Annotated in this window: 14 protein-coding genes; 4 read left to right on the top strand and 10 right to left on the bottom strand. The window is 58.0% G+C overall.

Going from position 1 to position 13558, the window contains the following annotated elements; all coding sequences use genetic code 11:
- Positions 1-198 precede the first annotated feature (198 nt).
- On the top strand, positions 199-1674 hold the full coding sequence (locus tag ABWV33_RS16170) for an NAD-dependent succinate-semialdehyde dehydrogenase (RefSeq protein WP_353332218.1): 1476 nt from the start codon (positions 199-201) through the stop codon (positions 1672-1674).
- Between the two features lies 1 nt (position 1675).
- On the opposite strand, the gene ABWV33_RS16165 is transcribed toward ABWV33_RS16170, so the two are convergent.
- From ABWV33_RS16165 to ABWV33_RS16135, 7 genes are all read right to left on the bottom strand, one after another.
- Positions 1676-2080: a globin domain-containing protein gene (locus ABWV33_RS16165; RefSeq protein ID WP_353332216.1), complete on the bottom strand. Its 405-nt coding sequence runs from the start codon at positions 2078-2080 to the stop codon at positions 1676-1678.
- A 240-nt stretch (positions 2081-2320) separates the two neighbouring features.
- A complete protein-coding gene (locus tag ABWV33_RS16160) occupies positions 2321-2788 on the bottom strand; it encodes an Hsp20 family protein (RefSeq protein ID WP_113823649.1) in 468 nt (155 codons plus the stop codon).
- Between the two features lie 127 nt (positions 2789-2915).
- Positions 2916-3722 (bottom strand): trypsin-like serine peptidase, encoded by an 807-nt coding sequence (locus tag ABWV33_RS16155; RefSeq protein WP_353332214.1) that lies wholly within the window; start codon positions 3720-3722, stop codon positions 2916-2918.
- A complete protein-coding gene (locus tag ABWV33_RS16150; protein WP_258547074.1) occupies positions 3719-4531 on the bottom strand; it encodes a trypsin-like serine peptidase in 813 nt (270 codons plus the stop codon). Before ABWV33_RS16150 ends, ABWV33_RS16155 begins: the two co-directional genes overlap by 4 nt.
- A 679-nt stretch (positions 4532-5210) precedes the next feature.
- Positions 5211-6533 carry a glycolate oxidase subunit GlcF gene (gene glcF / locus ABWV33_RS16145; RefSeq protein ID WP_353332212.1) on the bottom strand — a complete coding sequence of 441 codons (1323 nt, stop codon included), beginning with the start codon at positions 6531-6533 and terminating at the stop codon, positions 5211-5213.
- 3 nt (positions 6534-6536) lie between these two features.
- On the bottom strand, positions 6537-7637 hold the full coding sequence (locus ABWV33_RS16140; RefSeq protein ID WP_353332210.1) for an FAD-binding protein: 1101 nt from the start codon (positions 7635-7637) through the stop codon (positions 6537-6539).
- 20 nt (positions 7638-7657) lie between these two features.
- Positions 7658-9106: an FAD-linked oxidase C-terminal domain-containing protein gene (locus ABWV33_RS16135; RefSeq protein ID WP_353332208.1), complete on the bottom strand. Its 1449-nt coding sequence runs from the start codon at positions 9104-9106 to the stop codon at positions 7658-7660.
- 80 nt (positions 9107-9186) lie between these two features.
- On the opposite strand from ABWV33_RS16135, the gene ABWV33_RS16130 reads away from it, so the two are divergent.
- Positions 9187-9897 carry a DUF599 domain-containing protein gene (locus ABWV33_RS16130; RefSeq protein ID WP_113823644.1) on the top strand — a complete coding sequence of 237 codons (711 nt, stop codon included), beginning with the start codon at positions 9187-9189 and terminating at the stop codon, positions 9895-9897.
- Between the two features lie 36 nt (positions 9898-9933).
- The gene (locus tag ABWV33_RS16125; RefSeq protein WP_353332206.1) at positions 9934-10281 is read left to right on the top strand and encodes a hypothetical protein; all 348 of its coding nucleotides are present in this window, start codon (positions 9934-9936) and stop codon (positions 10279-10281) included.
- 99 nt (positions 10282-10380) lie between these two features.
- Here the strand turns inward: ABWV33_RS16125 and ABWV33_RS16120 are convergent, their stop codons facing one another.
- Genes ABWV33_RS16120 through rsfS form a run of 3 tightly spaced genes read right to left on the bottom strand, consistent with a single transcriptional unit; the run spans position 10381 to position 11744 of the window.
- A complete protein-coding gene (locus ABWV33_RS16120; RefSeq protein ID WP_353332204.1) occupies positions 10381-10866 on the bottom strand; it encodes a flavodoxin family protein in 486 nt (161 codons plus the stop codon).
- A 1-nt stretch (position 10867) separates the two neighbouring features.
- Positions 10868-11338: a 23S rRNA (pseudouridine(1915)-N(3))-methyltransferase RlmH gene (rlmH, locus tag ABWV33_RS16115; RefSeq protein WP_113823642.1), complete on the bottom strand. Its 471-nt coding sequence runs from the start codon at positions 11336-11338 to the stop codon at positions 10868-10870.
- A 43-nt stretch (positions 11339-11381) separates the two neighbouring features.
- Positions 11382-11744 (bottom strand): ribosome silencing factor, encoded by a 363-nt coding sequence (rsfS, locus tag ABWV33_RS16110; RefSeq protein WP_113823769.1) that lies wholly within the window; start codon positions 11742-11744, stop codon positions 11382-11384.
- Positions 11745-12122: 378 nt separating this feature from the next.
- Between rsfS and leuC the strand changes: the two genes are divergently transcribed.
- Positions 12123-13529 carry a 3-isopropylmalate dehydratase large subunit gene (leuC, locus tag ABWV33_RS16105; RefSeq protein ID WP_113823640.1) on the top strand — a complete coding sequence of 469 codons (1407 nt, stop codon included), beginning with the start codon at positions 12123-12125 and terminating at the stop codon, positions 13527-13529.
- The last annotated feature ends 29 nt before the right edge of the window (positions 13530-13558 follow it).

Raw genomic sequence — 13558 nt, 5'->3', positions numbered from 1 at the left:
CGCCATCGCCTGAGCCCGCGCGCAATTTGCCTGTGTTCGACGAGTCGCGCAAGCCCTTCATTTCAGTGCCTCACGCGGACCTTAGTGAACGCTCACCTTTACGTGGACCTAAATGAACAGTACTAGGTGGACCTAGACAAACACCGCGCCACCTGTTTTGTCGGTACGCGAACAATTTTTTCTGCCGGAGACACCTACATGCTCGATGCTACCACCGATCTCAAATCGCTCTTGAAAGACCCAGAGCTGCTGGCGACCAAAGCCTATATCGGCGGCCAGTGGGTCGACGGAGACAATGGCACCTTTGATGTCACCAACCCAGCCCGTGGCGATGTGATCGCTCAGGTGGCCGATCTTAGCCGGGCACAGGTTGCCGGTGCCATCGCACAGGCCGAAGCCGCCCAAAAAGAATGGGCTGCCATGACCGGCAAAGAGCGCGCGGTTATCCTGCGCCGCTGGTTCGACCTGATGGTTGAAAACGCCGACGATCTGGGTGCGATCTTAACCGCAGAACAAGGCAAACCTCTTGCGGAAGCCATTGGCGAAATCGGTTATGGCGCCTCGTTCATCGAGTTCTTCGGCGAAGAAGCCAAACGCATCTATGGCGAAACCATTCCGGGTCACCAGCGCGACAAACGGATCACCGTTCTGAAACAGCCCATCGGTGTGGCCGCGTCGATCACGCCATGGAACTTTCCCAACGCGATGATCACCCGTAAAGCAGCGCCCGCGCTGGCCGCTGGCTGTGCCTTTGTCGCCCGCCCAGCCAAAGAAACCCCGCTGTCTGCGATTGTGATGGGTGTTCTGGCTGAACGTGCTGGCATCCCAGCCGGTGTGTTCAACGTTGTGCCATCCTCCAGCGCATCGCAGATCGGCAAAGAGTTCTGCGAAAACCCCGGCATCCGCAAACTGACCTTCACCGGCTCGACCGAAGTGGGTCGTATCCTGATGAAGCAGGCCGCGGATCAGGTTATGAAATGCTCGATGGAACTGGGCGGCAACGCACCGTTCATCGTGTTTGATGACGCCGATCTGGACGCCGCGGTCGAAGGCGCAATGATGTGCAAGTTCCGCAACAATGGTCAGACCTGTGTCTGTGCCAACCGGATCTATGTGCAGGCTGGCGTTTACGATGAATTCTCGGCCAAACTAAAGGTCGCGGTCGAGGCGCTGAACATCGGCGACGGTTTGACTGCTGGCACCACCACCGGCCCGCTAATCAACGCCGAAGCCATCGAAAAAGTACAAGAACACATCGACGATGTGCTCAGCAACGGCGGCGCGGTTCTGACCGGCGGCGCAGCACACGATCTGGGCGGTACCTTTTTCCAACCGACTGTTGTCACCGGCGTGACGCAGGACATGAAGGTCGCACAGGAAGAGACATTCGGACCCCTCGCGCCGCTGTTCAAATTCGAAGACGAAGACGAAGTCATCGCGATGGCGAATGACACCATCTTTGGCCTGGCGTCCTACTTTTACGCCAAAGACCTGAGCCGCGTTTACAAAGTTGCCGAAGCTCTGGAATATGGCATCGTCGGCGTCAACACTGGCATCATTTCCACCGAAGTCGCCCCGTTCGGCGGCATCAAGCAGTCCGGCCTGGGCCGCGAAGGCAGCCACCACGGCATCGAAGACTACCTCGAAATGAAATACATCTGCATGTCCGTCTAAATCAGACCTCGGGCGGGGCCATCATTCCGGTTAAACGGGTGATGGCCTCGTTCCACGCATCGTCTTCTTCTGGCGATAGCTTCGCCCCCATCACATCCCGCAATGCCGCCATCAAAGAAGAGGCCGCGCCATCCAACTGACGGGATGTCAGGTTGCACCGGGCATGGCTTAGGGCCAACGATTCACCAAACCGCTGAAAACTATCCCCATCAACCAATCCGCGCACTGTGCTCGCCAGCATGGTCGCGAACATCTCTTTCTGCTTTGCAAAATCCTTGTGGAACAGCTCTTCCACCTCGGGAAGTGTTAGAAACAGATGATGATAAAATCGCTCGGTCAGCTCGCCTTTGCGGGAAAAAACGCCGGCGAACCCATTTTGAATGAGTTTGATTTGATGGGTGTTCATCGCGCTATAGCCTTTGATTGCGCAGCTGCGCATCTGGCGGCGCGGCTTAGGCCAGCAATTTACATCCCCTCTGTTAACGAGAGGTTTCAGAGGCTCCACCGCTGCTGAAAATCTTTGCCCTAAAAAGTGAAAACCGCCCTGCACCAAACAGGTACAGAGCGGCGCGATACCGAGGGAGGGAATGATATCGCCTTGGGAACCGTGCGTTCAATAGTCCGCAATAAACGCACGGCCGAGGTTTCAATTTACGGATTTAGCTTCGACCAGATCCGTTTCAACAGGAGTGCCGTTCGAAATTTCGATCCGGCGGGATTTCAATGCTTCGGGCACTTCGCGCTGCAAGTCGATATGCAGCATACCGTCCGCATGGCTGGCCCCGGTCACACGCACATGATCTGCCAGCGTAAAGCGGCGTTCAAAGGCGCGAGTGGCGATGCCACGGTGCAGATAGGTGCGCTCGGTTTCTTCGGCTGCTTTCTTAGCCGCAACCACAAGCGCGTTTTCTTTCACTTCGACCGTCAGGTCGGCATCCGAGAAGCCAGCAACCGCAATCGATATCCGATAGGCATCAGCGGCCGTTTTCTCAATATTATAGGGCGGGTAGCTCGGCTGAGTTACGTCACTGTTCAGGGTCCGGTCCATCAGATCAGCGATCTGGTCAAACCCAATACTGGCGCGGTGTAGCGGAGCAAAATCAAAAGTACGCATAGGTCGTTTATCCTCATCCTTGAGCGATGTACGAAGGTGCCCTCCAGTCTGGACGGGCGGTGTGTCGTCATCAAATCCCGTTAGCGGCGATCCGATGATACTGAGATGGGGCGCCCCTGAACGGGTTTCAAGACCCCCCGGGGCGAACAAATTTCGCACCCGATTCAGACAGGCCCGACCCGACGCGCAACCGTCGAATGGTGGCCTTGGGCGCTTGGGCATCGCGGCGCAATTGTTGCTTTAACTGGGCGACAACGTTGGGCAGGGCCATGCCATACCCCACATCACGCCCATCAACCGTGCCCACCGCGGATACCACCGCCAGAATGCGACCCCGGTCCCCAACCCGCGCCATCAACGCAGACCCCGATGATCCAAAAGTCACATCGCAATCAAAGGCAAACAGCTCAGCGTCCTGCCACAGGATCTGACATGAGCGTTCCCGTGAAATCGCCTCGCTTCGACCGCGCCCAAACGAGGAGACGCTGACCTCAGCGTTGCTGATATCCCCAGAATGCAGTGCAAAGGGATTGGCTTGCGCCACTGAAATCGGCTCTGCCAATCGCATCAGCGCCACATCAACCCGGATGCGGCCGCGTGAAACCGCCCCTTTGGGTTCGAATTCTGGCGGGACAGCAACCTGTGCCACACCCCGGTCTGCAATCGAAACCCCATCCCGCAACCCGGCGCGAAACATGATTCTATCACTCGGATAGGGTCGCCCGGTTGTTGAATCAAAGGCGCAATGGGCCGCGGTCAAAACCAAATCCGGCGCGATCAATGTCCCGGTGCAATACCCGGCCCCTTGGATATCCAGACGGCCAACCGCTTCCCATCCTAACAAATCGCCGCTATCTGAGAGCCGTCGCACCCCGTCTGCCTGTACCGCAAAGGCGCAAAGTACGCTCCATAGAATTGCGGCCAATCGGATCATGGGCGCACGAATTTTGCACCGGTTTCATTGCGCTTACCGCCAACGGTGATCCGACTCACACCGGGAGGGGGGTCTTGATGAAACCCATGCCCCGCCGCCAACTCTGCCCTCAACAACACCAGGGACTCCTCGAGCGTGGTGCCCAGCGCCACGCGATCGCCCTGTACTTCGGCTTTGGCTGACACCACCGAAACGATTTGCGGGCGTCCTTGAGAAAAAGAAAAGATTGGCGCGCCTGACGATCCAAAATCAACGTCACAGGACATCACCAACACCCCTTGCTGGCGTGCCATGACCGAACAGACTTTTTGCAACGACGGAGCTTCGGCGCGATCCTGCGCATAAGACACGACCCCAACATCTTCGCCCTTTTGCGGGCGTGATCCGGTTTCAAACGGGATCACTGTTGTGTTTCGGATCGGTTGTTCCAGCTCTAACAAGGCGACATCATTGCGCACCCGTTCTGTCGACACCACGCCGTCATACACATAATCCGGATGCACCACGGCCCGGCGAATATTGCGATAGGCCGAGGCCCGGCCCCGCCGCCAACCGGCAAGAAACTCCATCTGGGCAGGGTCATACCGCTGCTTGGTTGATTTATCGAACATGCAATGGGCCGCCGTCAAAACAAGGTTCGGCGCAATCAATGCACCGGTGCAAAACCCGGCGCCATTGACGTCCAATCGTCCCACCGCCATCCACTCGCGTCCCGCATCGCTGGTATCGAGACTTTTCAGCCCCGTATCCTGCGCAGCCGCTGTAAACGGGAACACCATCAGCACCATCGCTTTGATCAAATTGCGCACGTGTCTCTCCGTTCATCATGTTGTTTAGGTTTGATACGAACGGCGTTGGGCGAAAATAGGGCGCAGGCGGGGCATCTCTTGATCACGCTGTTATCCCGGAGGCCTTGCCTCTGAAACGCTCTTTGGTCAGGGGACAACGGCGTGCGCGCGCGGGAAGGGAAAACTTGGCCCAAGAATAGATTGCCCTATGCCCGAACACACAATTTGCGACGCCGCATTTGAGTGATTGTGAAATGTTAAAATTGAATATGGTTTGGGATGAGCAGGCGAAGAGAATTCTTATGGCTCAAGGAAACGGCTTCGGACAGGGTAGCTTGTCTATGGATTTGTGCACGCGGTGGCGGCCAACACCCCCTTTTCTACAAATTGAGTTTCGACTGAACACTGTTTCTGCCGACAACATTCCCGCAGCGCTAATCATCACACCGTTTCTGATGGCCACTGCCTTAATCTACACAGATTTATACTTGAGATAGCGGACACATCTAAAGGCTGAGCGTCTTTCTCACTCACTTTTCCAGGTTTTCCATCCCTCTATCCCGCTCGCGCGGCCAGAATGAGAAGCTCCTACAGATGCGACTCTGGATCCCACACCCCGCGCGCTGACATTTGCTCCAAGTTCAAAAACCCCACTCTATCTGAGCGGGGGCTTTGTACTTGGTCATTCGGCAGGCCGATCTCAGCGCAGGATCGGCACCTCGGGCACGCGTTTTCCCTCAATGGTCAGGGCGGGCGGTTGCGGTCCCCCGGTCGCCCAATCCAACAGCTCAACCGTGTGCACAATTGGCAGTTCGGTCCCCGTTCCGATCTGCATCATACAGCCGATGTTTCCTGCCGCGATCAAGTCAGGCTTCTTGGCCTCTAACGTGCGGATCTTACGCGCCTTGAGCTGTCCCGAAATCTCGGGCTGCATCAGGTTATAGGTTCCTGCGCTACCACAACACAGATGTGAATCCGCAGGTTCCACCACTTTGAACCCCGCCCGTTTTAGCAAGGTCTTGGGATGTGTCTTGATCTGCTGCCCATGTTGCAAGGAACATGCCGCGTGATAGGCGACTGTCAGATCCTTGTCGGCCCCCTCGGGCAGGTCAAGCGTCATCAACAACTCACTGATATCCATGGCCAGCCCCGACACCCGTGCCGCATCCGCTGCAAGCTTGTCATTGCGGAACATGTGGCCGTAATCCTTGACGGTCGTACCGCAGCCCGAGGTGTTGATGACAATCGCGTCCAACCCTTGTCCATCCATCTCAGCCGTCCATGCCCGGATGTTCTTGGCAGCGGTTTTGTGGCTTTCGTCAGACTTGCCCATGTGATGGGTCAACGCGCCACAACACCCGGCCCCCTCGGCCACTACAACTTCGCAGCCCAACCGGGTCAGCAATCGGATCGTTGCGTCGTTGATATCGGTGTTGAGCGCTTTTTGCGCGCATCCTGTCATCAACGCCACCCGTTTGACCTGTTGCCCTTTGGGGGCAAAGCTTTGCGGATCGTCATTGCGGCTGACCGGCGGGATCGTCTTGGGTGCCATCTCTAGCATCGCCTTGAGCCGCGCATCCGGCATCAGGAACTTGAACGGGCGTCCTATTTTGGCCCCCAGCAACGCAAGGCGGAAGCGCTTGGGATACGGCAAGATCTGCGCCAGGATCCAACGCAAGGCCCGATCCGCAAAGGGACGCTGGTAATTCTGTTCAATGTATTCGCGCGCGTGATCCACCAGATGCATGTAGTGCACCCCCGATGGGCAGGTGCTCATACAGGCCAAGCAGCTTAGACACCGGTCCACATGTTTCACTGTGGTGTCATCCGGGATCCGCTCGTTTTCCAGCATATCCTTGATCAGATAAATCCGCCCCCGCGGACTGTCCAATTCATCCCCCAACACCTGATAGGTGGGGCAGGTCGCGGTGCAAAACCCGCAATGCACGCAGCTGCGCAAAATCTCGTTCGAGCGCTGGATGGCCGGGTCCAGCAACTGTTCTGCCGTAAATGTCGTCTGCATGATTTACCCCATCAATCCGGGATTGAAGAGCCCGCGCGGATCAAACCGCGTCCTCAGACCCTGTGTAATCGCCGCCAGCGGCGCCGGTTCGGGGTGGAACATCGGTTGCACATACCGCGTGGCCTGATCAGCACGCACCAGTGTTGCATGCCCCCTAAGCGACCCGACCCGAGACCGAAGGTCCGTGCCCGCAGGCACACGCGCCCAGATCAAACCGCCGCCCCAGTCAAACACCAGCCCATCAGCCTGCAACGCTTCGGCCACCTCGGGCGCGTCCGTTGGTTTGACTGAAATGCGCCAGACGTCTCCTTCGACCCCATGAAAGGCTGCAACATCGCGCACCCCAGCCCACATCGCCTCGGCAGCGCCGATCCGGGTCACTACGCCAAAGCCGGCCACCACATGTATCATCTGCGCAGCGCGATATTGCACTGACTCGGTAAAGCCTTCGATCCGCAACATCACATGCCCCTCGGCCGGATCATACGCCGCCCCCGACACCTCAAAGGGGGAACTCAGCGCTGCCGACATTGCCTGCACCGCTTGGGTCACGTCAGGAACGGCCACCATCAGCGTCTCGGTCACTTCGGGCTGGGGCAGAACCTTGAACGACACCTCGCTCAGAACCCCCAACGTGCCCCACGACCCCGCCATCAGCTTGACCAGATCATAGCCGGTCACGTTTTTCATCACGCGACCGCCGTTCTTGATCACCTGCCCCGTGCCATCGACATAGCGCACCCCCAACAGGAAATCGCGACAGGCTCCGGCTTGCACCCGGCGTGGGCCGGACACATTCGCCGCCACAACCCCGCCAATTGTCGGTTCACCCGTGGTGCCCAACAACCCGCGATGATCCATTGGCTCAAACGCGAGCCTCTGCCCCTCAGCCGCAAGTGCAGTTTCGATATCTGACACCGGTGTCCCAGCCTTGGCCACCAAGGTCAACGCGCCCGGTTCATACAGCTCTATCCCCTGCAACCCGGAGACGTGCAGCTCGGTCTCTGGCCCCGGCACACCCCGCGTGCCACCGCCAACGATACGCACAGGTGCTGCCAACCCGGCCACGATCTCGGCCAATTCGGTTTCAGTTTCGGGTCTCATGTCACTCATCTTTTCAAAACTCACTGCGCCGCCACCTGCGCCACACGTCGGTCTTGCGACACCGACAAAGGAAACACCTTGGCTGGGTTCAACAGCCATGCCGGATCAAACACATCCTTGATCGCCATCTGCGCTTCCAGATCCTCGGCGGTATACTGATGCAGCATCAGATCGCGCTTTTCGACGCCCACCCCATGTTCGCCCGTCAGACAGCCGCCAACATCCACGCACAGCTTCAGGATTTCCGCGCCGAATTCCTCGCACAGTTCCAGATCACCCGGCATATTGGCGTCAAACAGGATCAGCGGATGCATGTTGCCGTCCCCGGCATGGAACACATTGCCCACCGGCAGGCCGTATTGCTCGCTCAACTCATTGATCCGGCGCAACACCAACGGCAGCGCGGACACGGGGATGGTGCCGTCCAAACACATATAGTCATTCATCTGTCCCATTGCCCCAAACGCCGACTTGCGCCCCAACCAGATCTTGGCGCTTTCCTCGGCAGATTGACTTTCGCGCAGCTCGACCGGGTTGTGCCGTTTTGCAATCTCGATGATCTTGGCCAACTGGCTGTCGATCTCGGCCTCTGATCCTTCGACCTCAACAATCAACAGGGCATTGCAATCGGGATACCCCGCATGGGCAAAATTCTCACAGGCCTTGATGCACAGCGTATCCATGAATTCGATCGCAACCGGCAGAATGCCCGATTTGATAATGTCGCTGACGCAATGGCCCGCGACCTCATTGTCGTCAAAGGCGATTAGAACAGGGCGCGCGCCCTCGGGCTTGCGCAGAATGCGCAGGGTCGCCTCGGTCACGACCCCCAACTGCCCCTCGCTGCCGCAGATCACACCCAACAGATCCAAACCACCTGCATCCAGATGCGCACCACCGATTTCAACCACTGTGCCGTCCATCATGACCATGGTCACACCCAGCAGGTTGTTGGTGGTCACTCCGTATTTCAGACAATGCGCGCCGCCCGAATTCATCGCGATATTGCCTGCAATCGCACAAGCCAACTGCGACGAGGGATCAGGTGCGTAAAAGAAATCTTCTTCTTCGACTGCGCCTGTGACGCTGAGATTGGTGCGCCCCGATTGAACCCGAATGATCCGGTTCTCATAATCGGTGTCCAACACATCATTCATCCGCGCCACGCCCAGAATGGCGCAATCCGCTGTGGGCAACGCGCCCCCGGCTAGGGATGTGCCCGAACCGCGCGGCACCACTGGTACGCCCTCTTCGTGGCAGATGCGCAGCACATCAGACACTTCCTGCGTGGTGGAGGGCAACACCGCCAACATCGGAGGGCACTTGTACGCGGTCAGCGCATCACATTCATACGCGCGCGTCTCTGCCTCTTCATGAATCACCGCGTCTTTTGGCAACACGCTTAACAAGCGGTCCACAACCCGCGCCTTGCGGGCAAGAACCGCTGGGTTTGGTATCGGCATTTCCATCAGGCATCCTCCGTTTGGTAAAGTAATATTACCAATTAGGCGGTCTGGCAAGTCCAACTGGTAAAGCGTACTGTTTGCCCATGACTTGGATTGATCGCACCCTGCTGTTTTCACCGCTGGATTACGCAGCTGTTTTCTGCCTTTTGACCGCTTGGCTCTGGATTGGCTGGCGCATTGAACATCCAGCCACCAACAAACCTTCGGTCACTATCTTGATGGCGGATTTTCGGCGTGACTGGATGAAACAGATGGTCACCCGGCAACCACGCATGTTTGATGCGCAACTGATCGGAAACATGCGTCAAGCCACCACGTTTTTTGCGTCGACCTCCATGATTGCAATTGGGGCGGGGTTGGCCCTGATCGGCAACACCGAACGTCTTGCCGGTGTGGCCGCTGATCTTGCGATTGGCAGCGCGCCCGCCATGGTGTGGGAAATCAAGATCCTGATTGCACTACTTCTTTTGTCCAACGCCTTTTTGAAATTCGTCTGGGCCCATCGCTTGTTCGGCTATTGCGCCGTCTTGATGGCTGCAGTCCCGAATGAGCCCGAATCAGAGCTGGCCTATCCCCGTGCATCCCAAGCAGCCGAGATTTCGATCACAGCCGCGCGCAGCTTTAACAAAGCACTTAGAACCATCTATTTCGCGCTCGCCTCTGCCGCATGGATGCTTGGCCCGATCGCTTTGGTCGCGGCGACGGTGGTCACGCTGGCGATCCTCTATCGGCGTGAATTCGCCTCGCACTCCCGCAGTGTTTTGCTCCAGACCCCACCAGACACGCAGACGTGAATGGTACTGCCAGAAACCATGACTAAAATCGCACCCATGAAACATCTCATCCCCATCTTGTTCCTCGCCGCACCCGCCTTTGCAGATGCGCCAGTGATTGAAAATGTAACCGCGCGCGAGTCTGGATCAGGGTGGCGATTCGATGTCACGCTGAGCCATCCAGATACGGGATGGGATCATTACGCCGATGGTTGGCGAGTGCTGGACATGCAGGGAAACGAGCTGGGCTTGCGGGTTCTGGCGCACCCACACGAGCATGAACAGCCCTTTACCCGTTCGCTCAGCGGTGTGACCCTGCCCGCCGGAACAACACAGGTTCAAATCCAAAGCCGGTGTATTGTCGATGGCTGGAGCGATGAGACCGTAACGGTTACCTTGAACTAAAGAAGCCACTTTTAGCCTGTCACGCCAGTGACAGGCACGCGTCCGCCCGGGCGAACGCTCAGCGCCTCACCGAACCGTCACCGCGACGCGGACCGCCACTCAGAACAAACCCATACTTAGCCCAGCGGCCAGACCCATCCCCAGATCGCGGCACAGGTTCAACTGATCCTCTGGGATCACCTTTTCCGCCAATATCTGTTCTTCTGTCTGTGCATGGGTGCAGACAATGATCGGTTCCTGCACCGCCTTCAATCGCCAACCCGTGGCGATCCGGGCCATCTGCCGCACCGCGTTCGCGCCATCAGATCCGGCACACACCATCTGCGCATAAGGGCGCCCCTCGATCCGGCCCAGCACAGGGTAATAGCAGCGATCAAAGAAATCTTTCATGACGCCGGACACCGCCGCCAGATTTTCCGGCGCGCAAAACAGATAGCCATCGGCGCGCAACAGATCGTCCGGCCCGGCTTGATCTGCTGACAACAAGGTCACCGTCGCCTCGCCTTCGGCCCCCGCAGCGGCGGCCTGGGCCATCTGCCGACTGCCACCGGTGCGCGAGTGATAGACGATCAGCAGCTCTGCCATGTCACACCCGGTGATATGGCCCGCCCGACAGAATCGTCGACGCGCGGTACAATTGCTCGGCCAGCATCACCCGCACCATCATGTGCGGCCACACCATCTTGCCGAAAGATATGGAAAAATCGGCCTCGGCGCGCAGACTGGGATCGATCCCATCTGCCCCGCCAATCACCAGCGCCAGATCCTGACGCCCAGCATCGCGCCACTTGCCCAGCCGATCCGCAAACTCGGGCGAGGACAACACCTTGCCCCGCTCATCCAGCGTACAGATCACCGCGCCCTTGGGCAGCGCCTTACGCAGCAAAGCGGCCTCGGCCCCCATCCCTGCGTTCTTCTTATCCTCGACCTCAATCATCTTCGCAGGGCCAAGGCCCAAGGCCCGCCCTGTCCGGTCAAACCGGGTCAGATAATCGTCGATCAGGGTTTTCTCCGGTCCGGCCCGTAAGCGACCGACCGCGCAGAGACTTACGCGCATCTCACTCCGCCTCCGGCCCGCTCATACGGGCCAGGTAGGCGCCTCAGTTCACCGAGGCGCTGCTTCCCTGTGGCATCCACATCTTTTCCAGCTGATAGAATTCGCGCACTTCCGGACGGAAGATATGCACGACCACATCGCCAGTGTCGATCAGGACCCAGTCGCCGGAATCTTTGCCTTCGACCTTTGAGGTAAAGCCAAATTCCTGCTTCAGGCGATCCGTCAGCTTTGAAGCCATCGAAGATACCTGACGAGTCGATCGACCGGTGGCAATTACCATGTAATCGCCAATCTCCGTTTTGCCGCGCAGATCAATCTGCACCACATCTTCGGCTTTGTCGTCGTTTAATGAGGAAAGGATACGCGCAAGTACGGTATCACTGGTACGTTTGGTTTGGGCCATCATTGCGGCCCGACCATCGACGGGCACAGCCGTCTCGATATGCGTTGACAGGACATTGTCCTCCTTTGAATACGCCGACAGACCCCCGGCGCTGGGGTGCCTTTAAGGTAACAACGCAGCGGTGACAATTCAATGAATCTGCATAGCAGCCACTCACACCTGTGCCGTTACGGCACCGTTTCGGGGCGCAAGACCTTGATAGACTCACTTTCCGCCTGTATCTGGTGCCCTATGAGACCCGTTTATGCCCCCTGCATTGCACTGCAAGATCGCGCGCGCCTGCGCGAACGGTTCTATGGGGCTGCCCGCACGGTACTGGCGCGCCTATAAACGCGCCCAGCCAATCGCCAGCTATTTTTCCTACATACGGGGAGTGGACCTATGTCCCCCAAGACGCTTTACGACAAAATCTGGGATGCGCATCTTGCGCACGAAGCCGAAGACGGCACCAGCCTGCTTTATATCGACCGCCATCTGGTGCACGAAGTCACCAGCCCTCAGGCTTTTGAAGGCCTGCGCATGACAGGGCGCAAAGTCCGCGCACCAGAAAAAACCATTGCTGTTCCTGATCACAACGTTCCCACCACCGAGGGCCGTGAAGATCCTGCACAGATGACCGAAGAATCACGCATTCAGGTCGCAGCGCTGGACACCAACGCCAAAGAATTCGGCGTGCACTATTACCCTGTGTCTGACGTCCGTCAGGGCATCGTGCACATCGTTGGACCAGAACAGGGCTGGACCCTGCCCGGCATGACCGTTGTCTGCGGCGACAGCCACACCGCGACCCATGGCGCATTCGGCGCTTTGGCGCACGGCATCGGCACCTCCGAGGTCGAGCACGTTCTGGCCACACAGACGCTGATCCAGAAAAAGTCCAAAAACATGAAGGTGGAAATCACCGGCAAACTGATGCCCGGTGTGACCGCCAAGGACATCACACTGGCCGTGATTGGTGAAACCGGCACCGGCGGCGGCACCGGCTATGTCATCGAATATTGTGGTGAAGCGATTCGCGACCTGTCGATGGAAGGGCGCATGACCGTCTGTAACATGGCCATCGAAGGCGGCGCGCGCGCTGGCCTGATCGCGCCAGACCAGACCACATACGACTACGTCAACGGTCGCCCGCACGCCCCCAAAGGTGCCCAGTGGGAAGCCGCTCTGACGTGGTGGAAAACGCTCTTCACCGACGAAGGCGCGCATTTCGACAAAGTTGTCACGCTGAAAGGCGAAGACATTCAGCCCGTCGTCACATGGGGCACCTCGCCCGAGGACGTTCTGCCCATCACCGGTGTTGTGCCCAACCCCGAAGATTTTGAGGGCGGTAAAGTCGAAGCGGCCCGTCGCTCGATCGAATACATGGGCCTGACCCCGGGTCAGAAATTGACCGACATCGAAATCGACACTGTGTTCATCGGTTCCTGCACCAATGGCCGTATCGAAGATTTCCGCGCCGTGGCCGAAGTGGTCAAAGGCAAGAAAATCAAAGACGGTATGCGCGCCATGATCGTTCCGGGTTCGGGCCTTGTTCGTCTGCAAGCCGAAGAAGAAGGGCTGGCCGATATCTTCCGCGAGGCTGGTTTCGAATGGCGTCTGGCAGGGTGTTCGATGTGTCTGGCGATGAACCCCGACCAGTTGTCCGAAGGCGAGCGTTGCGCCGCAACTTCGAACCGCAACTTTGAAGGTCGTCAGGGCTACAAAGGCCGCACGCATCTGGTCAGCCCTGCAATGGCTGCCGCAGCGGCACTTACAGGAAAGCTGACAGACATCCGTGAAATGATGTAAGCTCCTCTAAGAGTTGAATTCTTGAGAGG

It is taken from the genome of Phaeobacter sp. NW0010-22, from assembly GCF_040365955.1.
Taxonomy (GTDB): domain Bacteria; phylum Pseudomonadota; class Alphaproteobacteria; order Rhodobacterales; family Rhodobacteraceae; genus OMPR01.
The sequence above is the reverse complement of the archived record's forward strand: the minus strand, read 5'-3'. Positions and strand labels throughout refer to the sequence as shown.